We start from the raw sequence: 26298 nt of genomic DNA on the forward strand, positions 1-26298 counted from the left end.
ATTTAGACTTCGCAATATCTATTCGTTAAAACATGTGATAACCATCGTATCAATCAAAAATTCACAAAACCGGCTTGTCCACACATGAATGGCAAAGCCATAAGAGATAGGTACTTTAATGAAGAAAGGTGTTCACGTTTTCAGTTATATTTTTTGTAAAAAATATTCAGGATTCTATACCGTTTCGCGATTAATTTAGACTTCGCAATATCTATTCGTTAAAACATGTGATAACCATCGTATCAATCAAAAATTCACAAAACCGGCTTGTCCACACATGAATGGCAAAGCCATAAGAGATAGGTACTTTAATGAAGAAAAGTGTTCACGTTTTCAGTTATATTTTTTGTAAAAAATATTCAGGATTCTATACCGTTTCACGATTAATTGAGACTTCGCAGTATCTATTCGTTAAAACATGTGATAACCATTGTATCAATCAAAAATTCACTAAACCTACCTGCCCACAAACGAATGGCAAAGCCGAAAGCCTGATACGGAAATTTATGAAGAAGTAACCTAATCAACAATAGTTAGCAATTCAAAAGATAGAAAATAAAAGATTAAGCAATTTATTAACTTTTATAATACGGTTAAACCACATAATGTGATTTCAGATAAAACACTTTATGCATTTTTAGCGGATTATTTTAATCATGAAGTGTAAACAACTCGGTGTTTTCCTACAACTTATCGAAATGTAAACATTTAATTACACAATTTTAGATCTGGTTTGTTTAGATACCCGTTTTGCAAGTATCTTTTTATCAAGTCACAAAATATAAAAATGAATCATTTAGTAAACAGTAAAAATTTCATTTACTATTATGTAATTTTGTGTTTACATAATAAGCGTTTATGTAATTAATATTTTACATATAAAATATAAATGATTTTAACAAGGAAAAGAAAAATGTTAAAAGATACCCTAAATAATGTTCGAATCCGAGACGAACACATGTTAATCACCCCCGAAGAAATTAAACAGCTTTATCCTCTTTCTGAAGATTTAAAAAATCAAATAGCCTTGTCTCGTCAAACTGTTGTGGATATTTTAGAAAGACGAGATCACCGATTACTTATCGTCTGTGGTCCTTGTTCTATTCATGATCCTATTGCGGCACTTGAATATGCGCATAAATTAAAAAAACTCTCAGACGAAGTTAAGGATCACTTATTTATCGTCATGCGTGTTTATTTTGAAAAACCAAGAACCACTGTTGGTTGGAAAGGTTTGATTAACGATCCTCATATGGATAGCTCATTTGATATTGAGCATGGACTAAAAAAAGCACGTAAATTACTGCTCGATATTGCTGAAATTGGCTTACCTATTGCTACCGAAGCATTAGATCCCAATACACCACAATATATTGCCGATTTAATTAGCTGGTCAGCAATCGGTGCAAGAACCACAGAGTCACAAACCCATCGAGAAATGGCTTCAGGGCTTTCGATGCCTGTCGGTTTTAAAAATGGCACAGATGGTAGTTTGGATGTTGCCATTAACGCCATGAAATCAGCCTCTATGCCTCATCGTTTTGTAGGCATTAATCAACAAGGGCAAGTGACCGTTTTACAAACAATGGGCAATCCACATGGTCATGTTATTTTGCGTGGCGGTAAAACACCTAACTTTGATGCTGAAAATGTCGCATTATGTGAAATTCAAATGAAAAAAGCAGGGTTATTACCTAACTTAATGATTGACTGTAGCCATGCCAATTCCAATAAAGATTATCGCAATCAACCGATTGTTGCCGACTCAATTATTGAACAAATCAAGCATGGTAATAATTCAATTATTGGCGTGATGATTGAAAGTAACCTGTTTGAAGGCAACCAATCTTCTGAACAACCGCAAGAAAACTTTAAATATGGTGTGTCAGTGACCGATGCTTGTATCAATTGGGAAACCACCGAGCAAGTGTTGCAAAAAATGAATAGCCAGTTAGCTACACCTCTAATTGAAAGACAAAAACAACCACCTAAGCCCTAAACACTAATAAAAAAATCGCCGACAAAAATATCGGCGATTTTTTTATTTAACCTAATTGTTTGCGAGCATTACGGAACATTCTCATCCATGGGCTATCTTCGCCCCAATTATCTGGATGCCATGAATTAGCAACTGTTCTAAATACCCTTTCTGGATGTGGCATCATAATGGTTGCTCGCCCATCTTCAGATGTCACCGCAGTAATTCCGTTTGGTGAACCATTGGGATTGGCAGGGTACTGCTGTGTTACTTTGCCATAATGGTCAATATAACATGCCACTATTAATGCTGATGCTTCTAAATTAGTTAGATGCGTATCATCACAAACCTCAACACGCCCTTCTCCGTGTGAAACCGCAATTGGCATATGTGATCCCGCCATATCAGTAAATAGCAACGAAGGGCTTGATTGAATTTGCACTAAGCTAAAGCGCGCTTCAAAACGTTCTGACAAATTACGCACAAAACGAGGCCACAAATCAGCCCCTGGAATCAGATCCTTAAGGTTTGACATCATCTGACAACCGTTACAAACCCCTAACGATAACGTATCTTTGCGATGAAAGAATCGTTCAAATTCATCGCGCACCTTTTCGTTAAATAAAATCGATTTAGCCCAACCTTCGCCCGCGCCTAGCACATCGCCATAAGAAAAGCCACCACAAGCAACCAGTGTACTAAATTGGTTAAGAGTAATGCGACCTGAGAGTAAATCAGTCATATGCACATCAATGGCTTCAAAGCCTGCTCGATCAAATGCGGCCGCCATCTCGACATGCGAGTTAACACCTTGTTCACGTAAAATAGCGACTTTAGGTTTTGCACCTTTAGCAATATAAGGCGCTGCAATGTCCGTTTGTGGATCGAAAGTTAAGTGCACATTTAAGCCCGGATCATCTTCATTTTGTTTCGCTTGATGTTCTTGATCGGCACACTCAGGATTATCACGTAACCGCTGCATCTGCCAAGTTGTTTCGGCCCACCATGTTCTTAACATTGAGCGCGACTCACTATAAACCACAGCAGATTTGTTACGCACAATAAATTGTTGTCCTGCTTTAGCACTACCCAAAGCATGAACCGTATGGGATAAGCCAAACTGCTTAAAGCAAGCCATCACATCATCTAAACAACTATTGGCCACTTGAATAACAGCACCAAGCTCCTCATTAAATAGCGAAGCAATCACATCATGGCCTAATTGAGAAATATCAACATCAACACCACAATGCCCAGCAAAAGCCATCTCGGCTAATGTCACAAACAGCCCCCCATCGGAACGATCATGATAAGCCAGCAACACATTTTGACTGACTAAAGCTTGAATGGCTTGATAAAAAGCAAGCAGCTCTTTAGGATCATGAACATCCGCTGTTTGTTGGCCTAAATGACGATACACTTGCGCAAGTGCGGTTGCCCCTAATGCTTGATGACCTTTCGATAAATCAACCAACAATAACGTATTATCTTGATCGGTACGCAATTGTGGTGTTACGGTTTTACGCACATCTTCAACGCGCGCAAATGCCGAAATCACCAATGATAACGGTGATGTCACTGCTTTTTGTTCACCATCTTCTTGCCATGTAGTTTTCATCGACATCGAATCTTTACCAACCGGAATTGCAAGTCCCAATGCTGGGCATAGATCTTCACCTATTGCTTTAACGGCCTGATAAAGCCCAGCATCTTCGCCCGGATGGCCAGCGGCGGCCATCCAGTTAGCTGAAAGCTTAATGCGTTTGATATCACCAATATTCGTTGCGGCAATATTGGTAATCGCCTCACCAACAGCAAGCCTTGCCGAAGCTGCAAAGTTAATTAGCGCAACTGGCGCGCGCTCTCCCATAGACATAGCTTCGCCATAATAACTATCAAAACTTGCAGTGGTGACAGCGCAATCGGCAACTGGTACTTGCCAAGGTCCAACCATTTGATCTCGCGCCACCATCCCCGTCACAGAGCGATCACCAATGGTAATTAAAAAGGTCTTTTCGGCAACCGTTGGTAAGTGTAAAACCCGTTTGACCGCATCATATAAATTAATGTCAGCAGTTGAAAAATTATCACCATGCGCCTGATGTGTTTTTACATCACGTTGCATTTTAGGCGTTTTACCAAGCAGTACATCCAGTGGCAAATCTATCGGGTTATTATTAAAATGCTCATCATGCAAAATCAGCGCTTTATTCGCTGTTGCCTCACCAATAACGGCATAAGGCGCTCGTTCACGCTGACAAAGCTCATCAAACAATGCTAATTTATCGGATTGGATGGCAAGGACATAACGTTCTTGCGATTCATTACACCAGATTTCTAACGGGGACATACCCGGCTCATCGCTGAGTATTTTTCGGAGCTCAAATTGACCACCACAGCCACCGTCACTAACTAGCTCAGGCATCGCATTAGATAACCCACCAGCACCCACATCATGAATAAATAAGATAGGGTTATCTTCACCTAGTTGCCAGCAACGATCGATAACTTCTTGACAACGGCGCTCCATTTCAGGGTTATCACGCTGAACAGAAGCAAAATCCAGATCTGCATCGGATTGACCTGATGTCATAGATGAAGCAGCGCCACCGCCTAAACCAATATTCATTGCTGGACCACCTAACACAATGAGCTTAGCGCCAGCAGGAAACTCATCTTTTTGGATATGTTCACGGCGTATATTACCCATACCACCCGCTAACATAATCGGTTTATGATAACCTCTCACTTCTTCGCCATTATGGCTATTTACTCGCTCTTCATAAGTGCGAAAATAACCCAATAAAGCCGGACGACCAAATTCATTATTAAATGCTGCTCCCCCTAATGGACCATCCATCATAATATCAAACGCACTGACAATACGATCAGGCTTACCAAAATCTTGCTCCCAAGGTTGTTCAAAATTAGGGATCCGCAAGTTAGAAACCGAAAAACCCACTAAACCAGCTTTAGGTTTAGCCCCGCGCCCTGTTGCACCCTCATCACGAATCTCACCCCCACTCCCCGTTGCTGCACCCGGCCAAGGTGATATGGCTGTTGGATGATTATGCGTTTCAACTTTCATTAAAATATCCGCATATTCTTGATGATAACCGTAGGTTTTATTCTCATTATCCGCAAAAAAGCGCCCAACTTTCGAGCCATCCATCACCGCAGCATTATCCTTATAAGCGGACGAAACATAATCAGGGGTGTGTTCAAAGGTATTTTTGATCATCTTAAACAGTGATTTAGGCTGCTTTACCCCATCAATAATCCAATCAGCGTTAAAAATCTTATGGCGACAATGCTCAGAGTTGGCTTGCGCAAACATATAAAGTTCAATATCAGTCGGATTACGATTTAATTTTTCAAAATTTTCAACTAAATAATCAATTTCATCAGGCGCTAATGCCAAACCTAATTTAAGGTTAGCGTCTTCTAACGCCTTGCGTCCCTGACCTAATAAATCAACGGTTGTCACAGGTGTTGGTGACTCAACGTGGAATAGCTGCTCGGCTTGCTCAACACGACTAAAAACGGCTTCCATCATGCGATCGTGAATCAATGATAAAAAATCGTTTTTTTGTGAATCGGTTAATGGCGAACTCACTTGCACATAATAAGCGATTCCTCGCTCAATACGGCGAATTTGTAACAAGCCACAATTATGCGCAATGTCCGTCGCTTTTGACGACCAAGGCGAAATGGTTCCGGCTCTTGGAGTAACTAAAAAAAGTTGCTTGCTAGATGTCTCTTTAACATTGATTTGTGCGGTTTTAGGACCGTATTGTAATAATTTATCTAAAGTTAGCTGTTGTTCAGCCGTTAACTCGCCAGCCAAATCAACAAAATGGAGATATTGGGCTTCAATATCGATAACAGGGATGGATTTTTCACAACAAGTAGATAAGATTTTACTAATACGAAATGCAGATAAAGCAGAACAGCCAGCTAAAATTTTCATGCTAATTACTCTTTTTAAGCCAAACATAGGTTAAAAAATAGAACAACATTATAAAAGAAAGTGAACAATGTGGCTATCTTAAATACAGTTAGTCAAGCGATAACAAATTGGAAAGCCGCTTTGTACGTCTAAGACGCATTTGGATTCCTACCAAATGTTCTATGCCTATTAACTCACTTAGCAAAACTTAAAAGAGAAAAAGAAGCCAGACTTTGCCTTGAGTAAAAATATTAAAAAACATCAAAATTATTGTTTAGATATTTGATTTTACTAAAATTTTATTTTTAGCCAAATCAATTAGTTATAGAGTCCTTCAACCTCAGTGCCAGAGGTTTTGTTTTTTGGGTTATACTCTTTTGCTATTTAACTGCAAAAAAGTATAACCTACCAACGTTATCAACTCAAAGCCTGTCTTAGGCTAAGATGGCTTTCTTTGGTTGTTGATTCTTAAAATGGCAAATAATTTCTTCCATGACGCGAGAATTAAGAGCTAAGGAGCGACACAAAGCGCGGAACGCCTCGGATCAGGGTTAGTACGCACACTACCTTGAAAAATCTCAAACCCATCACTAGTCGGGAAGCTATGATTGAAGTCACCCATACCTATGTACAGCTGTATATATCCCCACTCAGAAAAAAAACCACCGCCTATTCGACGCTGGTAATAATTACCACTTGATGAGGGCGTAGCACCAACAGCGCCTTGACACTTATCAGAGTTCTCACCCGAACAGACTGCATTGGTAAGGTCTTTTACTCGTGAAAGACGATATCCTAAACCGCTACACCAAGAGTCTGAAGGTAACCTTTGCCTTCCGTCTTGTCGGTAGACAAACCACTGCTGTAATACAAATCCATATTTTACGACTACATTACCCTGACTATCTCTACCCACTAACTCAAAGGTCTGCGGTAAATTTGGCTTAGCAATTCGACTAGGATTAAGATTCTCCCATTGATCTTCTGCCTCCGGACCAGTTAAAGTAACCTTTACAAGTTTACCATCTAAACCCGGTGCCATTGTGGCAGTTATACCCTCATGGGTGACAGGTTCCCAAGTCAATTGACCGCCACCACCACCTATTCCTAAAATAAAGTAGAGGCCATTTAAACCAGTAGTCGGGAAGTTTCGATCGTAAGATGCTGGGTCGGTTGATTGAGTAATAAAAAAACTTGTTGAACCATCAGGATCCCACATGGAAGCAGGACCATCAGTTGGATAAGTACCCCCCCAATAGGAAGGCCTTGGCTGGGCATAACAGGCTTTTAGTGATGATTGAGGATTGATATAATACGTTGTCCCGTTATACTCGAAAGGAGTACGATTAGGCACACCGTATTGTGTACTTAACACTCCCTCGTCATTAAAAATCACCATTTGATAAGGTGCTTTACAAATATCTAAAACATCGTTACGACTCACCTTCCTGTAAAATCTATCGCGTAAAAGAATTTCTAAACTACCTGGTATTACTACATCGCCCTCATCACCACCCCATAATCCTTCAGTTTCTACAATTACATCGCCATCACCATCATCATCACCCCATAATTTATGTGTAGTAATTAGCTCATTTAACCCTATTGATGTCATTGATTTTGGTATTAACATGTCAATATCATTAAAACTTTCCCCGACTCGAGGTAACATAATTGGGTTTGAATTTGATGAGTTGTTGGTTTCTGGCGTGATTGTAGTACCATCTGATAACGTAAAAGAAAGAAAACCATCTGTTGTATTGGCCTTGGTTTTCCCCCCATCAAATGTTAAATACGGCGCGCTACCTTCAATGATTCCCGTGGTAATTGCTGATAATGCCTGAGTATGTAACGAATACGACAATAGCAACAACATAGCTAATGCTATAGGAAATCTTGATGATACTAATGAGGTTAAAGAAAAAACTCGACTAAAGGGAGATTTAGACGTATTTAAAATATAACGCAGCCAGAGCTGCTGTCCATAATTGTACTGCATAATATTCTGTCCATAAATTTATCTACTTTTTATTTAATCTTAATTTCCATAGCCTGATTATGAAATAAGTTAAATTTACTTTTAATCATTCCAAAGTATAGCATTTTTAAAAAATTTTCTCCTTTGGATTTACAGAATTATAAAGAATCATAAAGAATTAACAAGAAAAACCTTGATTAAGCTTTTAATGGAATACCTGAAAATATTCGTCAAAATCTTTCAGAAAAATATACGTTTGAGTATACAAATTAGTTTTTGGAGTTGATTCTAATAGTGGGCTGTTCAAAAAATATTGATTTATTATTCAATTACTGATTTACTGTTTATCTAAAAATTTGTAAATTATTATTTTAATTAACTATAAAAAATAAGTTGCCATGAAATAAAAAATATAAATATAGTGGTATTTATTAATTTTTCTAATTTGAAAGATCAAATCGTCACCTTAAAACTTCAGTTGACAGAATTATAAAATCACCATTTATTACAAACAGAACTACTTTATTGCCGATAATTGTTCGGCTGAATTAGAAAAAATCCCACAGTCAATCGAGAAACAAGGTATTATCAAAAACAAAGGCTGATTCAATAGAGAATTCATTTTTGCCTAAATGGTTAATTTGGATTTGTTTAGTTATTGGTGCTATGGCATTAATCATTATTGAATTAAAACTACTTAACGAAGTTAAGAAGCCTTCATAATTAAAAAGAGTGAGAATAGAAGATAACTTAATATGATACTTGCAATTGATGTTTATTACATTGATAACCGCGCCAAATCGGTCGGCGTTGTATTTCATAATTGGACTGATTCAACCTCAGCAATTGAACAGGTAATCACAGATTATCAAGATAATGTTGCGCCCTATCAATCGGGTCAGTTTTATCAACGTGAATTGCCTTGCATTATGTCACTGCTTGATAAAATTGATTTAAGTAAACTTACCTGTATTGTGATTGATGGTTATGTGCATTTGGATGAAGGTAAGATAGGGCTAGGTGGGCATTTGTATCATGCATTAAACAAAACCATTCCTATTATTGGTGTTGCTAAAAAGCCGTTTTCAGGCAATAGCGAGTATTTGATCGAAGTTCTTCGCGGTCAAAGTAAGCACCCGTTATATGTTACCTCGATAGGCATACCGCTAATAAATGCTGCCAATAGCGTGCAATCAATGGCAGGCAAACACCGAATGCCTGATGTGCTGAGCTATTTAGATCAACAAACAAAATTGTTTAAACACGAAGAATAATTTATTGAATTAGATTGAAGTAATGTAAATGAGGTGGCAACTACAATCATTCGCCGCCCCAATAAGTCGGCGAATGACTTAGTTAAATTATGCTTCGTTCCAGCTATCCCTTAAACCCACGGTTCGGTTAAACACTAGCTTATCATCGATTGCATATTTGCTATCTAAACAGAAGTAGCCTTCACGTTCAAATTGATAAGCTACTTCAACTTTGGCATTTTGTAAGCTTGCTTCAACAAAGCCTTGTTTAATGACTAAAGAAGTTGGATTAATCGTCGCTAAAAAGTCCTCGGCAGCACCTGGGTTTGGTGTGTTAAATAGGCGATCATACAAGCGAATTTCAGCTGGTTTTGCAAACTTAGCCGAAACCCAATGAATAACTCCTTTAACTTTACGTCCATCTTCTGGGTTTTTATTTAATGTAGCAGGATCGTAGCTACAATAGATCGTTTGGATGTTGCCTTCGGCGTCTTTTACAACGCGCTCAGCACGAATCACATAAGCATTACGCAAACGCACTTCTTTACCAAGTACTAAACGCTTGTAGTTTTTGTTAGCTTCTTCCCTAAAATCAGCTCGGTCGATATAGATTTCACGGGTGAATGTCGCTTCACGCATGCCTAATTCAGGGCGATTTGGATGGTTTGGCATGCTAAGTATTTCATCAATACTGTCTGAAAAGTTTTCAATCACAACTTTAACTGGATCTAGCACTGCCATTGCACGAGGTGCATTTTCGTTCAGGTCTTCACGAATACAAAACTCAAGGGTACTCATTTCAACAGTATTTTCTTGTTTGGTCACCCCAATTCGACGGCAAAATTCCCGAATTGACGCTGGTGTGTAGCCACGGCGACGTAGTCCCGATATTGTTGGCATGCGTGGATCGTCCCAACCATCGACAATTTTTTCAGCTACAAGTAGATTCAATTTACGTTTAGAGGTAATGGCGTACTCTAAATTTAATCTTGAAAATTCATACTGGTGCGGACGCGCGTCGATAGTAATATTATCTAATACCCAATCATATAAACGACGATTGTCTTGGAATTCAAGCGTACAAAGTGAATGGGTGATGTTTTCGATCGCATCTGAAATACAATGGGTAAAATCGTACATTGGGTAAATGCACCATCTATTGCCTGTTTGGTGATGCTCGGCAAATTTAATGCGGTATAACACCGGATCGCGCATCACAATAAATGGCGATGCCATGTCAATTTTGGCTCTTAGGCAGGCTTTTCCTTCGGCGAATTTGCCTTCTTTCATTTGTGTAAAAAGAGCCAGGTTTTCTTCAACACTACGATCACGATAAGGACTATTTTTACCCGGTTGCATTAAAGTACCACGATATTCACGAATTTCATCAGCAGACAGTTCATCTACATAAGCAAGCCCTTTATTGATGAGTTCAATTGCATAATCATATAGCCGGTCAAAATAGTCAGATGAGTAACAAATCTCACCATCCCATTCAAACCCTAACCAACGGACATCTTGTTTAATCGACTCAACATACTCTATATCTTCTTTAGCTGGATTAGTATCGTCAAAACGCAAGTTACACTTACCCTGATAGTCTTGCGCAATACCAAAATTTAAACAAATTGATTTGGCATGCCCAATATGTAAATAGCCATTTGGCTCTGGCGGAAAGCGGGTATGCGTTGTTTTATATTTGCCAGCAGCAAGATCCGCATCAATAATTTGACGGATAAAATTAGTCGGACGAGTTTCAGTCTCTGTCGGTAGTGAACCGCTCATAAAAAACCTCTGATGATATATTTATTAGAAACAAATTAAGAATATTTGCTTTGCTATTACTTCTTGTATTGGTTGATGAATATAACAAATTTTTGTTATTTCTGAAACGGAAAACCGGCTATTTGTATCGACAAAATTGGTTTTTAGCTAAACAATGCCATTTTTTAACAAAATAGCCTGTTTTTTCAACAACAAAGCAAACATGAAAAATCAAATAAAATCAATATTTTTCTGACTGCTTTTTGACAGTGTTCGCCAATAAATGCTACTTTTATTCATCCCCCGATTTTAGCGAAACTACAAATCTAGCCCCTCCAAGCGGGCTGGTGACAACAAACGCTTTGCCATCATGAAATTCTGCCATTAATTTTACATAAGCTAAACCAAGCCCATAACCACCAGTTGAACGTGTACGGCTAGTATCAAGTCTGGCAAAAGGCATAAAAATCTTTTCGCGCGCATCAAAAGGAATACCTGCGCCATCATCATCGATCTCAAGGATAACACGATTTTCATGTTTGGTGATATTTAAAACCGCTTTATGAGCTGCATATTTAAACGCATTAAGTAACAGATTTTTTACAATAGTTTCAACTAAATTGGTATCAATCATAGCGTATGCATCTTGGCTATTACAAGTTAGTTCAAACTCTTTAGGTTTGAATAACGCCAGTGATTGGCACACTTTTTCGCCCCACTCTTTGAGTGCTACACGCGTTAAGTTTAGCTCGATATTGCTTTGCTGCATTTTAAAATAATTCAAGCTGGCATTGATTAATGTTTCAAGCTCGTTAATATCATCACTCATACCTTTTTGTAGAAGACGTTTTTCTTGTTCGTCGTTAGCTTCTTCAAGCATACTAAGTTCAAATCGCATTCGTGCAAGCGGGGTGCGTAACTCATGTGCCATTGCATGAGAAATCGTTTGATTGGTACTTACTAAGTGTTCAATATGTGTGCCCATATTGTTTAATACGTTAGCGAGCGGCTTAAACAACCAACCTTTAACATTTTCGGTTCGTGCTTTTAAATTACCTTGTCCTAGTTGTTCGGCGGTCTGCCTGATATTAACCAAATCTTTCCAAACAGCACTAAACGCCATATAAATTAAAATAAAAAAGGTGATGGCACTAAATACAGCCCAAATAATGAGAAAGATGGTCAATGACATGGTGTTGGATGCCAAAATATCTCGCATGGCAATGGGGCCTAATTGCAACAAGTTGCCATCTTTTAAATCAATATAAACGACCTCTTTATCGCTATCATAAGAAAAGTCCAGCTTGTGTAACTCGTTAAGTACCGCATCGGGTAATGGTGTATTAATTGGCAATACTTCGATAGGGTAACCAAAATAAGGTTGTAATTCACTAACCACTTCTTGAAGGGGACGATCTTTGTGCTCGTTAATTTGCATACGAATCAGGTTTACCGTGCCTCGTTGAGATTCTCGAAATACAATATGATCATCAGGCATATCGGTTAATGATGAAGGTAATGAATCAAAAACCAATAAAGCACCATAAGCAATGATACTTTGCAATAAAAGTAAAATGACTAGATAAAATACAATTCGGCGATTAAAAAATAGCGGTTTGGCTAATAATTGTCTCAATGGTTTTCTCCCTCTCGCATAAATAAATAGCCTTTACCACGTACAGTTTTGATGCGCGATGGGTTATCTGGATCATCGAGTAATTTTCGACGAAGTCTTGACACACGTGCATCAATAGAACGATCGCTACCATCAAAATCGATCCCTCTTACCTGAGAAAAAATATCATCTCGGGATAAAATTGTCCCTGCATTATGCGCAAGTAACCATAACAGATCAAATTCAGCTGTTGTTAAATCAATTTCTTGCTCTTGCAAGAGCACTTTTCGGTTTTCGCCATCGATAACTAAATTGTCAAATATTAGCGTTTTATTATTTGATGGCACAATCAATTCTTTATGATTGTCTTTGTCGGTTTCTATCTGTTTTCGTCTTAATAAGGCTCGTATGCGGGCAAGCAGTAATCTTGGCTCAACGGGCTTAGCTAAATAATCATCCGCCCCCAATTCCAACCCAACGATCTCATCAATATTATCTTCGCTAGCTGTCATTATAAGGATGTAGTTAGTAAACCATGTGCGTATATCACGACAAATATCAAAACCCGTTTTTTCAGGTAACATCACATCTAATATAACCAGATCTGGATTAAGCTGTTGAATTCTTTCTTCAGCGCCTGCACCGCTATTATGCCATTCAACAAGATACCCTTGCCGAATAAGATAAACTTGAATTAGATTAGCTAACCGCTGATCATCTTCGATGATTAATATACGTTCACTCATTATTTGTTCTTAATCACTGCCACTTTTACTTAGAGATGCCTCATTATACAGACAATTATCCCCTCGTTACAAAATATATACAAAGAGCCTACAAAGTTTATTGTCACTCTATGAGAGAATCTGCGCCAATATCTTTAAATAGACTATTTTTATATCCAATATGAGTGCTTTTTCATCAATAACAAACCCTCTGTTGCATCCATCTTATACACAACATCACACGCCCATTATTTTGTGTGATTTTGATGGCACAATTAGTATAAAAGATGTTACCGACACGTTACTGAGCCATTTCGGTCAAGATGGTTGTGATGAGCTTGAAGAATTATGGGTTAATGGCAAAATTGGCTCTCAAGAATGTATGAGCAAGCAAATTGCCTTAATGGATGCAAGCTTAGATGAGCTCAATGACGTCTTATCTCAAATTGAAATTGATCCGGATTTTAAATCCTTTATTCAATATACTGAACAAAATAATATCCCTGTCCACGTAGTTAGCGACGGTCTTGATTATGCCATTGAGTTTATTTTAAAACGTCATGGCATTAAACATTTGCCAATTTTTGCCAATAAATTGATGCACAATAATGCGCGCAGTTGGCGCCTTGAGTTCCCCTATGCAAACCAAGACTGCATCAAAAAAAGCGGTAATTGCAAATGTAATCATGTAAAAAAACAACAATATTTTCCACAAATACTGTATGTTGGTGATGGTTCATCAGACTACTGTGTATCGCATAATGTTGATTTCGTGTTTGCCAAAGACAAACTAGTTCACTATTGTGAAAAAAATAAGATTGAGCACTGTGCAATCAAGAGTTTTGCTAATGTAACACAAGCCTTACAACAGGCTCAGGATTGGCTAATTCCGGTCATGATAGTAAAAGAATAAGGAATACTAATGAGTACAATTGAAGATTTATCGTACTTTCTACCAGGTAACAAAAATGGCGTACTATTAATCCATGGATTAACAGGAACGCCCAATGAAATGCGGATTTTAGCTAATGGTTTACATAAAGCTGGATTTACGGTTTATGCAATCCAGTTAGCAGGGCATTGCGGTACAGAAGAAGATCTGTGTAAAACAACTTGGCAAGATTGGTATAAAAGCGTGCAAGATGGCGCTGATTATTTAGCGCAACATGTGGATAATATTTTTGTTGCAGGACTATCAATGGGGGCACTACTTGCGCTCAAACTGGCAGTAGACAGACCTGAACAAATCAAAGGAGTTGGTGTATTAGCGCCCACATTTTGTTACGATGGCTGGAGTATGCCATTTTGGGCAAAAAAACTGTTTTTCTTACTTGTTTACTTTAAAAAATTGGGTATTTTTCAAAAACAGGTTTTCATTGAACAACCACCTTATGGGCTTAAAGATGAACGCATTCGTGCGGTAGTCTCTGAAAGTATGTTAAGTGGTGATGCTGCATCAGCAGGCCTTGCAGGAAATCCATTCCCTGCGCTTGCCGAAATGCAGTTATTGGCAAAAACTATGCGCAAGCAATTGCCCAAAGTGATTTCGCCTTGTTTAATTATGCATTCAGGTAACGATGATATCGCCAATATAGAAACGAATGCCAAATTGGTCGAAAAGCAAGTATCAGGACCAACAAAGTTAGTGGTATTAAATGATAGCTATCATTTAATTACCATTGATAGCCAGCGCCGCGAAGTGATCAAGGAGTGTGCTTCTTTCTTTGATAATATAGCAGAAGGAATAAAAGCATAATGTCACCATTAGTTATTTTACTTTGGGTTAGTAACATTTGTTTCGATACTTTAGGACAAGTCGCTTTTAAATTTGCCGCCATCGCACCCAACAATCGCGACGGTTGGTACTATTGGCTAGATTTAGCAAAAAATAAGTGGATTTGGATTGGCGTTACTTCGTATGTTGCTGAATTTTTATTATGGTTAGCCTTTTTAACTTTAGTGCCTCTTTCTCAAGGGGTATTACTTGCCTCATTTAATATTATTACTATCATGCTAGTTGGCCGTATTATTTTCAAAGAATTACTAACTAGTTACCGCTTGATCGGAATGTTATTAATCACCGCCGGTGTTGTTTTTGTAGGGATGTCTTAATATGGCTAGATTTTACTTAATTGGTTTTTCTGTATTGCTCTTTTTTGACACAATTGCGCAATGTAGTTTTAAATTAACAGCGGTTGAAGCGCAACCTTTAGAGATGAGCCTTGAATGGTTAATTCGCGTATTTACTAATCCTTGGATTTATATTTCAATAGTGGGCTATATTCTGACTTTCTTCACTTGGATGACGTTATTAAAAAAAGCCCCTGTAGGCCCTGCCTTTGCGGCATCACACTTTGAAATTGTGACTGTCATGATTGTTTCGATCTGGTTGTTTAACGAACCAATCACCTTATTCAAGTTAATTGGTACAATACTCATTGTTTCAGGCATTCTTTTTTTGGCGTTAGCAGAAAGCAAATTATCGAAACAAGATTCACACTATCATCAACGTTAAGTTCCAATTATAATAAGGAAAGGTAGGTAAGATTTTATACTTAAACGCCTACTTTCCTGAAAGTTTTTCACACCAATTTATACCGCTAATGCTTTTAATAATGTCAAATTAAGTTGATGTTGCTCTTGTTGCCAATTTATAAGGTTATTGGGTGATATGGTCGGTTGTTTATCAAGCGAACTGAGTAAACGTTTAAACCAATTTGATGGCTGCCATATTGACAGTTCCCCCGTAATATCACTGCCGATAATTCTAGGTTTAATTGACGATATAGTATCAAGCAGATGATACGTTTGTAGTTTGCCTTGATCCCAGTTGGTGTGAATCACCTCTTCGCTTAATACGTCTTTATCAATCGATAAATAGACTGGTTGTGCGCTATGATATTGTTCGGATAAGAAGTTAGCAATAAGGTCATCTGGTGTGGAAAAATGTCTAAAAGCATGTCCTAAGCCAATTTTTTTTGCCCATGCGACATTGATATCTAAGCTCCAGTAAGTCAATTTTTTATGAAGCAGCGGTTTCCATCTATTTTCCCAAAAATGTGCTATACCAATATCATGAGAGGTAATGCCTAGCACATGTACATGACTCACAAACGGCAAACTTGCCACATAACTAACCCATGATCCACAATGCACACCAAATAGATAGCGCATATTGTCTGGATGATTATCAAAAATCACAACTTGGATCGGATTATCTGCGGAATATTGCTTTGCTAAACGTTCAATAAGTAGTAATGAAATATGATGAAAATCACCACTGCCCATTAATACCGTGCCATGGCTTTCGGGTAAAGATTGCTGTAATACCTGTTTAAATTGGCTAAATTGTTTCTTAGTGCAACCAAAACGAATTGTATCTTGCCACTGCGTAACATCAACCGTTTGAGCATAACAAATATCACCCACGCTTCTATCAAAATTGAGAATAATAGGACAGGTCATGCTACTTTCTCCTTATCACTTTCAAAGAAACCAATCAATCTACGTAATATAATTCTGAATAATGGATTACGAATATAAACAAGATGCTTAGTAAAAGTAAATTTTGCACCTAGTGATGCTTTTACTTCAGGATCGGTCCAACCCGCAATATAATGACTAAATCCTTGCTGCAAAGCATATTCAAGATTTACAAACCAGCTTACAAAATAGAGATTGAGCTCTCTTGCCTGTGGATAAACCATACCGATATACTTATCAACAAGCATATTGTTGACAACAAAACAAATATTGTATCCCACCAACTTATCATCATGGTAATAAGTCACAATATGCGCATTTTGGGTTTTGCTTTGTAACAACTGAGTAAAAAAAGGTTTAGTCAATAAGTCAAAATGGATTTCACTTTGCTGATAAACATTAAGATACAATTGATAATACTCATCTAAAACCGCTTGGTCATAAAAACACTCATCACCACTATGCAACATATTAATCACTAATTTTTCTCGTGATTTTAGTTTTCGCCTAAAATTTTTACGTCGACTATAAGAAAATCGTGAAAAAATTTCATCCATATTGGCAAAATCAATCGGTAGCCAAGCTAATGCTTGCCCTTCAACTTCAATAAAACCTTGTTTTTTTAATGACGAAATAAGATGCATTGAATAATCATTTTCTTTTTCACTCAGTAAAGGCGATGCGACAGGTATATCTTTAACAATCAAAAAAGGATATTGCTTAGCATAAGCCATTTTAAGATGTTGTGCTAATTGATTAGCATCCACTTTATCATTTAGTAACGCATATTCCGAAACAGTTGCGCCAACAAAACAAGTATTGGGTTGTAAATAGCGCTGCCATTTATGGTAAAAAGGCAGTTTTTGAATTTTATGTCTGAAATCATCATCTGCAGTAGTAAGAAGATCAAACTTGGCAGAAAAAACAGGCACACCATCTTCACTCAGCCATGCGGAAAATTCTTGTGGAGGATGAGCTAGAAAATTGTCTATTAATTCATTGGGTTCTAACTGATTGATATATTTCATAACGTTAAATATAAGATTGGCTGTAACTCGCGGTCCCGCCAATAGACATTGACGGGAAAATGAAAATAAAATAATTAAAGCTCTTTTTTAGCTCGGGTAATTAATTGATCCAACAGTTCAATACCCTGATCAATTTCTTGACGAGAGATGTGTAACGATGGCGCAAAGGTAATCACGTTTTTATAGTAACCACCAATATCCAACACTAAGCCCATTTTGGTACCTTTCCAATCAAGATCACCGGACATACCAATATCAACCATTTTGTCAACAAGTGCTTTATTGGCTGTAAAGCCATCTTCAGTACAGATTTCAGCACGCAGCGCTAAACCTAAACCATCAACTTCGCCGATCTCTTTGTGTTTCTTCTCAAGTGTTTTTAAACCTTCGAGGAAGTAAGCACCGCTCTCCATGACCATTTTTTCGTAATCGGTTTCAGAAGTCATTTTTAATACTTCAAGACCAACTGCTGTACCAAGTGGATTTGAGGCAAAAGTTGAGTGAGTTGAACCAACTGGGAATACTTGTGGATTAATTAATTCTTCACGTGCCCATAAACCACCTAGCGGATTAAGACCATTAGTTAATGCTTTAGCAAAAACCACAACATCAGGTTTGACATCAAAGTGTTCAATTGACCAAAGTTTACCGGTACGGTAAAAGCCCATTTGGATTTCATCAACGACTAATAAAATACCATACTGATCTAATACTTTTTTAAGACCTTTAAAGTAATTACGAGGAGGAACAATATAACCACCTGTTGCTTGTAAAGGTTCGGCATAAAACGCTGCATATTCCGCTTGTCCAACTTTTGGATCCCAAACACCGTGGTATTCGGTTTCAAATAAACGCGCAAATTCAGCCACCAAATGTTCACCATATTCTTCTGCTGTCATTCCTTTTGGACGACGGAAAGGGTATGGGAATGGAACAAACATAGCACGATCACCAAAATGACCATAGCGACGACGATAACGATAACTTGATGTAATGGATGAAGCCCCTAAAGTACGGCCATGGTATCCACCTTGGAAAGCAAACATTAACGATTTACCGCCAGATGCATTACGAACCAATTTTAAAGAGTCTTCAATACATTGTGAACCACCCACATTGAAATGTACTCGTCCTTCATAACCAAAACGTTTTTCCATGCCTTGGGCAATGGTTTTGGCTAATTCAATTTTAGTTGGATGCAAATATTGGCTAGCACACTGTGGTAAAGTATCAATTTGCTTTTTAAGCACATTATTTAAACGTTCATTAGCATAACCAAAGTTACACGCAGAATACCACATTTGTAAGTCAAGAAAAGCTTTACCTTCTTTATCATACATGTAACTACCTTCACAACCATCAAAGATTTTTGGTGGTTCAACATAATGCACGGTATCGCCAAAAGAACAATATTTAGCTTCATCCGCTAACAATGTCGCATCATCAGGACGACTGTTAATCATTTCTAAAGTTGGTTTACTCATAATTATCTCACTAATCCATATTCAAACACGATAAAATGTGGCATTATTATTCAAGAAATTGGTTTGTTACAATGTACAATTAATGTATAGATTGTGTGACGATAAGCGAAACAGCAAAATAAACGATATTAAAGTTTGTGTTACTAGCGACAGGAGATCACTTTTTATATATGGGTATAAAAAATGAAAAAAACAGCTTGTGCACTTTCTATTTTGTCAATCATCGTTTTAGGCGCCGCCAAAAATGCGTTAGCTAATCCCATTTCCATCGGTGCTGGTATTGGTTGGGCAAATTCACCTTATAAAAGTTATAGCGCTAATTATTACCCTATCGGTCATATTGATTATGATAATGACTTATTTTTTATTGATGACTTATCGGCTGGTGTTTATGCGTATAATGAAGATAATCAAAGCATCTCCATTGGCGCTCGTTATTTATCTAATGAATTTAAACCACATGATTCAGATAATCGCCAATTAAGGCAACTTAATAGTCGCCATTCAACACTACTTGCAGAAATCGAATATTCCATTGATACCAATTGGGGAAGTTTTTCTAGTAGCGTCGGGGCGGATGTACTAAATAAAAGTAATAGTATTTTAGTCAATGCAGATTATACCGTTCCTTATATGCAAGGCAATTTAATTGTTGCGCCTACCATTGGTATAAATTGGTCCAACAGCAAACATAATGATTATTATTATGGTGTTTCTCATAAAGAATCCGCCCGTTCAGGATTACCATACTTTAATGCAGATAACTCATTGACGCCTTATGCTGAAATAGCTGCACAATATTCATTAACCGAAAACATGGCGACTTTTGGTGGTGTTCATATCGATAAATTAACCGGTGATGCGGCCGATAGCCCAATGGTTAGCAATAGCACTGTAACTTCGATTTATATGGGGGTATCTTATAACTTTTAATGAATATACATTGATATTCAATAATAAATATCACGACTCATCCACTATAAGTGGTGACTTGTTTAAACAAAATAAAATCTTTATCACAAAAATTCAGGAAATAGAAAAGTATGCTTTGGTTTAAAAATGCCATCATTTATCAACTTAATAATGATACATTACTTAATAAAGATGCAATTGAAAAAGCACTAAAATCTCATCCTTTTACTCCCTGTGGTAATTTAGATACCACCAAAATGGGTTGGGTGTCGCCTTATCATGATAATAATGACAGTGCTTTTATTATTGATATGCAAGGGCATTTATTATTACGCATCAAAAAAGAAACAAAAATATTACCCGCTCCCGTAATTAAACAAGCGTTATTAGAGAAAATCGATAAGCAAGAACAAGCTTTAAGTAGAAAACTGACCAAAAACGAAAAAGCCACCTTAAAAGACGAAGTCATGATTGATCTAATGCCAAGAGCATTTAGTAAATATAATTACTATTGGTTATGGATCGATACACAAAATAAACGTATTATTGTTGACTGTAGTAGCTTTAAACAAGCAGAAGATATCTTAGCTATTTTACGTAAAGAGCTTGGTTCACTTGCCTTAACACCTTTATCAATTGATAAACCACTTGAGCAGGTCATGACCACATGGGCTAAAGAAAACTTGACATTCCCACCATTTTTATTGGGTGACCAAGCCGAACTTAAAGATCCGCTTGAGGGTAATGGGATTATCAGTTGTAAAAATCAAGAAATCACCGGCGATGAAATGCGTGTCCATTTTGATTCAGGAAAATGGATCACTAAAATTAAAATTATTGATGAAAGGGGAGTCAGCTTTATCGTCAATAATGACTTAACATTTAAACGAATTAAATTTGATTCGGTTATTTTAGACGAAAATGAAGATATCGGCTCAGATGAATTAGATCAAAGACTAGAAGCTGACTTCTTTATTATGGCTAATTCATTAGCTAATACTATTCATGACTTTTACATAACAATTAACAAAATCATCTGATAAAATTATTTAAATATTTTTTTATTGCGATAGCAATAATTATAGATTTGCCTATTATCTATGCTATACTAGGCACCAGATTATGGGTAACATAATTATATAAAAATAAGTCATAGTTCTTTTTATTTGAAGTAAATTTTAAACAATAAAGAAACTAAACATCGTCTATAACAACATATAAGTTGAGGCAATAAAATGAAAAAAACTACTCTAGCTCTAGCAATTGCAGTTGCAAGTTTAACAGCTACTTCCGCTAACGCAGCATACGAAGACAACACTATTTATACAGGTGCTAAATTAGGTTGGTCAGAACTTTATAAACTAGATGCAAATAAGGTTCGTGGCTTTGATAAAGACGAAGTTGGTATTAAAACTTCAAATCGTAGCAATATTGCTGGTGGTGCTTTCCTTGGATTCCAAGCAAACCCTTATTTAGCCTTTGAATTAGGTTATGATTGGTTAGGTTCAGCTAAATATAAAAGAACTTGGACTGATGATAAAACTAAAGCGGGCAATAGCAAGATCTCTGCACAAGGTGTTTCATTAACTGGTAAATTAAGCTATCCATTATCATTCATCTCTGACGATTTAGATATCTATGGTCGTGCTGGTGGAATGATGACTATTGCTAAGTGGAAAAATAGTGGAGATATCAAAGAAGAATACGGTCGCGGTGGCACAAAAACTAAGCTATCTCCTGTTTATGCATTAGGTCTTGACTATCGTTTCGCCGAAGACTTTTCTACTCGTTTAGAATACCAATATGTTAATCACATTCATACTAAAACTGATGCATCTCCTGATGCAGGAACTGTAAGTTTAGGTATTACTTACCGTTTAGGTGCCCCAGCTGTTCCAGCACCAGTTGAGTTAAAAACGCAAGAAAACCGTTATGTATTAAATGAAGATGTACTATTTGCTTATGCAAAAGCTGACTTAAAAGCTGAAGGTCGTCAAGCATTAGACAACTTGCTTACAAACCTAGTTAAAATCAAACCAACTGAAAGCGCAGTTGTAGTAATTGGTCATACTGACCGTATCGGTTCAGTTAGTTATAACCAAAAACTATCAGAACAACGTGCTAACTCAGTCATGAGATATCTAGTATCTAAAGGTGTTCCAGCTGACCTAATCAGTGCACGTGGTATGGGTAAATCTCAACCAGTTACTGGTACTAAATGTAATGCACTTCGTGGCGCTAGCTTAAAAGCATGTTTAGCACCAGATCGTCGTGTTGAAATTGAAGTTAAAGCACGTAACGTTCAAGAAGTTCAAGTAACTGATTCAACAAATTAATTTTTGTTTTCTAAGTTGTTCATTAAAACCCGGTTAAAAGCCGGGTTTTTTACATCTCTTTATTTGTTAACAACTGAATTATATATCACCTTAGCTCTACAAATTATCCACAAAAGGGATTATAATACTGCATAGTATTGTTAGTAAGCAAAGTTGAAGGAGTTGCCGTGCCTACCGCTATTTGGCAAGATTGCCTTTCTCAATTACAAGAAGAAATCCCAACAACGGAATTCAATTTATGGATTCGTCCGTTGCAAGCGGAAATGGTCGATAATAAACTCTATATTTATGCACCGAATAGATTTGTTCTAGATTGGGTAAGAAATAAATATTTAACGACTATATCCCAATTATTAAACCAACTTTTTAATGATGATTCTTTAAAATTATTTCTTGAAGTTGGTTCAACGGTATCTACCGATAAAAAATTGCAAAGTAGTCAACGCAAAACCGAAGTAGTACCTGCATGGAAAACAACAAAAGAAACAAATAGCAATCATGTCTACCATTCAGGTATTAATCATAAACACACTTTTAATAGCTTTGTTGAAGGTAAATCCAACCAACTTGCGGTTGCTGCGGCAAAACAAGTAGCTGAAAACCCAGGAAAAGCTTATAACCCATTATTTTTATATGGTTCTACCGGTTTAGGTAAAACCCATTTATTACATGCGGTTGGCAATCAAATAATGGCAGAAAAAGCCAATGCCAAAGTTGTCTACATGCATTCAGAACGCTTTGTGCAAGATATGGTAAAAGCGCTACAAAATAATGCTATTGAAGAATTTAAAAATTACTATCGTTCAGTTGATGCCTTGCTTATTGATGATATTCAATTTTTTGCAAATAAAGAGCGATCGCAAGAAGAATTTTTTCATACTTTCAATTCATTATTAGAGGGCAATCAACAAATTATTTTAACCTCGGATCGCTATCCTAAAGAAATAAATGGCGTTGAAGATCGCTTAAAATCGCGTTTTGGTTGGGGATTAACTATTGCAATTGAGCCACCCGAACTGGAAACGCGGGTTGCAATTTTAATGAAAAAAGCCGAAGAAAATCATATCAAGTTACCTGAAGAAGTTGCTTTTTTTATTGCTAAACGATTACGTTCCAATGTTCGTGAGTTAGAGGGGGCACTTAATCGAGTCATTGCTAATGCTAATTTTACTGGCAAAACCATTACCATTGATTTTGTTAAAGATGCCTTAAAAGATTTACTGGCTTTACAAGAAAAACTGGTTACCATTGAAAACATTCAAAAAACGGTTGCCGAATACTATAAAATTAAAGTATCAGATTTACTTTCTAAACGTCGCTCTCGTTCTGTTGCAAGACCACGACAAATGGCAATGGCACTTGCCAAAGAACTCACTAACAAAAGCCTTCCTGAAATTGGTGATGGCTTTGGTGGAAGAGATCACACAACAGTATTACATGCATGTAGAAAGATTGCAGAATTAAAAGAAGAAAGTAATAATATTAAAGAAGATTACTCCAATTTAATTCGAACTTTATCAACTTAAAAAAGAATCAATACTATGAAATTTATTATAGATCGTGAAAAACTGATTAAACCATTGCAACTTGTCAGTGCGCCATTGAGTAGTCGCCCTACACTACCTATTTTGGGTAATTTACTATTACAGGTGAGCGATAACACACTATCGATGACGGGAACTGATCTTGAAATAGAAATGATATCGCATTTACCATTAGTTGAACCAAGCGAACCAGGTGCAACAACGGTGCCCGCAAGGAAATTTCTCGATATCTGTCGAAACCTACCTAATAATGCCCAAATTTCGATAAGCGTTGATGATAACCGATTGATGATCCAATCAGGTCGTAGTAAATTTTCTTTATCCACACTGCCCGCTAGCGATTTTCCTAATTTAGAAAATTGGCAAAGCGATGTTGATCTTTCCATTCCACAAAAAACCATTAAACGCCTTATTGATGCAGTGCAATTTTCAATGGCTAACCAAGATGTAAGATATTACTTAAATGGCATGTTATTTGAAATTGAAGATGGTTTATTAAAATCAGTTGCCACAGATGGGCATCGATTAGCTTTATGTGCACAACCTATTGAGCAAGATACTAAAACTTCTTGTTCGGTCATTTTACCAAGGAAAGGGGTACTTGAGCTTGCTAAACTGGTTAGTGATAACGACGAATTAATCAATATGCAAATTGGTAATAATAATTTACGTGTTAATCTTGGTGATTTCACCTTCACATCAAAACTCATTGATGGAAGGTTCCCTGACTACAAACGCGTATTACCACGCAATCCTGATAAACCACTTGAAGTATCTTGCGAAGAACTCAGAAACGCCCTATCACGTGTTGCGATCTTATCCAACGAAAAATTCCGTGGTATTCGACTTTATGTCCATAACAATCAGATAAAAATCACCGCAAATAACCCAGAACAGGAAGAAGCAGAAGAAGTTATTGACGTAAAATATCAATCAGCAGAGCTTGAGATTGGCTTCAATGTAACCTATTTACTTGATATATTAAATACATTGAAATGTGATAGCGTACAACTGCTCTTAACTGATGCAACATCAAGTGTACAAATAGAAGATATCAACAATCAGACCGCTACTTATGTTGTTATGCCAATGCGCTTATAATCAAATCTCATTTAATTATCCGGCTTCGGCCGGCATCATTCAAGGCATATGACTCTTTCAAAAATCAACATTCATCATTTCCGTAATATTGATCATGCGCAACTGTCTTTATCGCCACATTTCAACTTCATTGTTGGTGATAATGGCAGTGGAAAAACGAGCTTACTTGAAGCTATTTATATGCTTGGCCATGGTCGCGCTTTTAGACATACTCAATCAAATCGAATTATTCAGCATGAACAACCAGAGCTTGTATTATTTAGTGAAATAAAAAATACCCATCAACAAGTCCATTCCATTGGTCTTGCAAAGTCACGTAATAGCGAAAATAAAATCAAAATCGACGGGGACGAAGGTTTTCGACTCGCCGATTTAGCCAAATTATTACCTATACAGTTAATTACACCTGAAGGGTTTGATTTATTGAGTGGAGGTCCCAAATATCGTCGAGCATTTATTGATTGGGGATGCTTTCATCATTATCCAGAATTTGTTCATTTATGGAATAATCTAAAACGCTTATTTAAACAGCGCAATGCATTATTAAAGCAATCCCACAGTTATAATCAATTATTACCTTGGGATAAAGAACTCGCCCCCATTGCTGAAAAAATTAGCCACATTAGAGCGGATTATTCGCAACAGATTTTCCCCGAAATTATAAAAACTTGCCATGACTTTTTACCTGAGTATCAGCTTAATTGCCAATATTATCAAGGTTGGGAACATAGCACTGGCTATGCTGAAATATTATACAAACAATATGAGCGAGACAAACTCCTTAATTACACATCAGTCGGGCCTCATAAAGCGGATATTCGATTACGTGTCGACAATATTCCAGTTGAAGATTTGTTATCACGTGGTCAATTAAAGCTGTTAATGTGTGCTTTACGCCTATCTCAAGGTGAATATTACTCAAAGCAAAGTACCCAAGCTTGTGTTTACTTGATTGATGATTTTGCCTCTGAACTCGATAACAATAAACGAGAACTGTTAGCCAAACGTTTAAAATTAGCTAATTCACAAGTATTTATTACCGCAGTTAACCAAGCGCAAATTACCCATATGATCGATGAAAATGATAAGATTTTTCACATAAAATCTGGTATAATTTCGTAAATTTATAGAATGATATAAACAATCAA

The 26298-nt window shown here is 37.0% G+C and carries 20 protein-coding genes; 12 read left to right on the top strand and 8 right to left on the bottom strand.

Annotated features, from left to right (window positions below):
• Positions 1-913 precede the first annotated feature (913 nt).
• Entirely contained in the window at positions 914-1999 is a 1086-nt protein-coding gene (locus GYY69_RS10645; RefSeq protein ID WP_174797651.1) for a 3-deoxy-7-phosphoheptulonate synthase, read from the top strand.
• 46 nt (positions 2000-2045) lie between these two features.
• Here GYY69_RS10645 and purL read toward each other — a convergent pair whose 3' ends face one another.
• Entirely contained in the window at positions 2046-5948 is a 3903-nt protein-coding gene (gene purL, locus GYY69_RS10650; RefSeq protein ID WP_174797652.1) for a phosphoribosylformylglycinamidine synthase, read from the bottom strand.
• Between the two features lie 490 nt (positions 5949-6438).
• Positions 6439-7926, bottom strand: a complete 1488-nt coding sequence (locus tag GYY69_RS10655; protein ID WP_174797653.1) for a hypothetical protein — start codon at positions 7924-7926, stop codon at positions 6439-6441.
• 734 nt (positions 7927-8660) lie between these two features.
• Between GYY69_RS10655 and GYY69_RS10660 the strand changes: the two genes are divergently transcribed.
• Entirely contained in the window at positions 8661-9179 is a 519-nt protein-coding gene (locus GYY69_RS10660) for an endonuclease V (RefSeq protein WP_174797654.1), read from the top strand.
• 87 nt (positions 9180-9266) lie between these two features.
• Here the strand turns inward: GYY69_RS10660 and glnS are convergent, their stop codons facing one another.
• The 3 genes from glnS to GYY69_RS10675 form a co-directional block, all read right to left on the bottom strand.
• Positions 9267-10943, bottom strand: coding sequence for a glutamine--tRNA ligase (gene glnS, locus GYY69_RS10665; protein WP_174797655.1), 1677 nt, complete (start codon positions 10941-10943; stop codon positions 9267-9269).
• A gap of 271 nt (positions 10944-11214) precedes the next feature.
• Positions 11215-12558, bottom strand: a complete 1344-nt coding sequence (locus GYY69_RS10670; protein WP_174797656.1) for an ATP-binding protein — start codon at positions 12556-12558, stop codon at positions 11215-11217.
• Positions 12555-13283, bottom strand: coding sequence for a winged helix-turn-helix domain-containing protein (locus GYY69_RS10675; protein ID WP_174797657.1), 729 nt, complete (start codon positions 13281-13283; stop codon positions 12555-12557). The genes GYY69_RS10670 and GYY69_RS10675 overlap by 4 nt, the downstream gene beginning before the upstream one ends.
• A gap of 193 nt (positions 13284-13476) precedes the next feature.
• Between GYY69_RS10675 and GYY69_RS10680 the strand changes: the two genes are divergently transcribed.
• From GYY69_RS10680 to GYY69_RS10695, 4 genes are read left to right on the top strand one after another with little or no spacing between them, the layout of a single operon-like run.
• A complete protein-coding gene (locus GYY69_RS10680) occupies positions 13477-14175 on the top strand; it encodes an MtnX-like HAD-IB family phosphatase (protein ID WP_202985003.1) in 699 nt (232 codons plus the stop codon).
• A gap of 9 nt (positions 14176-14184) precedes the next feature.
• Complete coding sequence (locus GYY69_RS10685; protein ID WP_174797659.1) at positions 14185-15018, top strand: alpha/beta hydrolase; 834 nt, start codon at positions 14185-14187, stop codon at positions 15016-15018.
• Positions 15018-15374: an EamA family transporter gene (locus tag GYY69_RS10690; RefSeq protein WP_174797660.1), complete on the top strand. Its 357-nt coding sequence runs from the start codon at positions 15018-15020 to the stop codon at positions 15372-15374. Before GYY69_RS10685 ends, GYY69_RS10690 begins: the two co-directional genes overlap by 1 nt.
• A gap of 1 nt (position 15375) precedes the next feature.
• On the top strand, positions 15376-15777 hold the full coding sequence (locus GYY69_RS10695; RefSeq protein ID WP_174797661.1) for a DMT family transporter: 402 nt from the start codon (positions 15376-15378) through the stop codon (positions 15775-15777).
• 77 nt (positions 15778-15854) lie between these two features.
• On the opposite strand, the gene GYY69_RS10700 is transcribed toward GYY69_RS10695, so the two are convergent.
• The 3 genes from GYY69_RS10700 to GYY69_RS10710 all read right to left on the bottom strand — a co-directional run bounded on the left by GYY69_RS10700 (position 15855) and on the right by GYY69_RS10710 (position 19257).
• The gene (locus GYY69_RS10700; protein WP_174797662.1) at positions 15855-16727 is read right to left on the bottom strand and encodes an arginase family protein; all 873 of its coding nucleotides are present in this window, start codon (positions 16725-16727) and stop codon (positions 15855-15857) included.
• Positions 16724-17773 carry a GNAT family N-acetyltransferase gene (locus GYY69_RS10705; protein WP_174797663.1) on the bottom strand — a complete coding sequence of 350 codons (1050 nt, stop codon included), beginning with the start codon at positions 17771-17773 and terminating at the stop codon, positions 16724-16726. Before GYY69_RS10705 ends, GYY69_RS10700 begins: the two co-directional genes overlap by 4 nt.
• 74 nt (positions 17774-17847) lie before the next feature.
• Positions 17848-19257: an aspartate aminotransferase family protein gene (locus GYY69_RS10710; protein WP_141669987.1), complete on the bottom strand. Its 1410-nt coding sequence runs from the start codon at positions 19255-19257 to the stop codon at positions 17848-17850.
• Between the two features lie 183 nt (positions 19258-19440).
• On the opposite strand from GYY69_RS10710, the gene GYY69_RS10715 reads away from it, so the two are divergent.
• From GYY69_RS10715 to recF, 6 genes are all read left to right on the top strand, one after another.
• Complete coding sequence (locus GYY69_RS10715) at positions 19441-20190, top strand: MipA/OmpV family protein (RefSeq protein ID WP_174797664.1); 750 nt, start codon at positions 19441-19443, stop codon at positions 20188-20190.
• Positions 20191-20300: 110 nt separating this feature from the next.
• Entirely contained in the window at positions 20301-21209 is a 909-nt protein-coding gene (locus GYY69_RS10720; protein ID WP_174797665.1) for a recombination-associated protein RdgC, read from the top strand.
• Between the two features lie 195 nt (positions 21210-21404).
• Positions 21405-22505, top strand: coding sequence for a porin OmpA (gene ompA, locus GYY69_RS10725; protein ID WP_174797666.1), 1101 nt, complete (start codon positions 21405-21407; stop codon positions 22503-22505).
• Between the two features lie 167 nt (positions 22506-22672).
• Positions 22673-24031: a chromosomal replication initiator protein DnaA gene (gene dnaA, locus GYY69_RS10730; protein ID WP_174797667.1), complete on the top strand. Its 1359-nt coding sequence runs from the start codon at positions 22673-22675 to the stop codon at positions 24029-24031.
• Between the two features lie 15 nt (positions 24032-24046).
• Complete coding sequence (dnaN, locus tag GYY69_RS10735) at positions 24047-25150, top strand: DNA polymerase III subunit beta (RefSeq protein WP_174797668.1); 1104 nt, start codon at positions 24047-24049, stop codon at positions 25148-25150.
• A 48-nt stretch (positions 25151-25198) separates the two neighbouring features.
• Positions 25199-26272, top strand: a complete 1074-nt coding sequence (gene recF / locus GYY69_RS10740; RefSeq protein ID WP_174797669.1) for a DNA replication/repair protein RecF — start codon at positions 25199-25201, stop codon at positions 26270-26272.
• Positions 26273-26298 lie beyond the last annotated feature (26 nt).

The sequence above is a fragment of the Gilliamella sp. ESL0250 genome (assembly GCF_013345045.1).
GTDB lineage: Bacteria > Pseudomonadota > Gammaproteobacteria > Enterobacterales > Orbaceae > Gilliamella > Gilliamella apicola_H.

Bases quoted from the DNA above. Each gene is read 5' to 3' on its own strand.
- GYY69_RS10645 (WP_174797651.1), top strand. From the start codon at position 914: ATGTTAAAAGATACCCTAAATAATGTTCGAATCCGAGACGAACACATG.
- purL (WP_174797652.1), bottom strand. From the start codon at position 5,948: ATGAAAATTTTAGCTGGCTGTTCTGCTTTATCTGCATTTCGTATTAGT.
- GYY69_RS10655 (WP_174797653.1), bottom strand. From the start codon at position 7,926: ATGCAGTACAATTATGGACAGCAGCTCTGGCTGCGTTATATTTTAAAT.
- GYY69_RS10660 (WP_174797654.1), top strand. From the start codon at position 8,661: ATGATACTTGCAATTGATGTTTATTACATTGATAACCGCGCCAAATCG.
- glnS (WP_174797655.1), bottom strand. From the start codon at position 10,943: ATGAGCGGTTCACTACCGACAGAGACTGAAACTCGTCCGACTAATTTT.
- GYY69_RS10675 (WP_174797657.1), bottom strand. From the start codon at position 13,283: ATGAGTGAACGTATATTAATCATCGAAGATGATCAGCGGTTAGCTAAT.
- GYY69_RS10685 (WP_174797659.1), top strand. From the start codon at position 14,185: ATGAGTACAATTGAAGATTTATCGTACTTTCTACCAGGTAACAAAAAT.
- GYY69_RS10690 (WP_174797660.1), top strand. From the start codon at position 15,018: ATGTCACCATTAGTTATTTTACTTTGGGTTAGTAACATTTGTTTCGAT.
- GYY69_RS10695 (WP_174797661.1), top strand. From the start codon at position 15,376: ATGGCTAGATTTTACTTAATTGGTTTTTCTGTATTGCTCTTTTTTGAC.
- GYY69_RS10700 (WP_174797662.1), bottom strand. From the start codon at position 16,727: ATGACCTGTCCTATTATTCTCAATTTTGATAGAAGCGTGGGTGATATT.
- GYY69_RS10705 (WP_174797663.1), bottom strand. From the start codon at position 17,773: ATGAAATATATCAATCAGTTAGAACCCAATGAATTAATAGACAATTTT.
- GYY69_RS10710 (WP_141669987.1), bottom strand. From the start codon at position 19,257: ATGAGTAAACCAACTTTAGAAATGATTAACAGTCGTCCTGATGATGCG.
- GYY69_RS10715 (WP_174797664.1), top strand. From the start codon at position 19,441: ATGAAAAAAACAGCTTGTGCACTTTCTATTTTGTCAATCATCGTTTTA.
- GYY69_RS10720 (WP_174797665.1), top strand. From the start codon at position 20,301: ATGCTTTGGTTTAAAAATGCCATCATTTATCAACTTAATAATGATACA.
- ompA (WP_174797666.1), top strand. From the start codon at position 21,405: ATGAAAAAAACTACTCTAGCTCTAGCAATTGCAGTTGCAAGTTTAACA.
- dnaN (WP_174797668.1), top strand. From the start codon at position 24,047: ATGAAATTTATTATAGATCGTGAAAAACTGATTAAACCATTGCAACTT.
- recF (WP_174797669.1), top strand. From the start codon at position 25,199: ATGACTCTTTCAAAAATCAACATTCATCATTTCCGTAATATTGATCAT.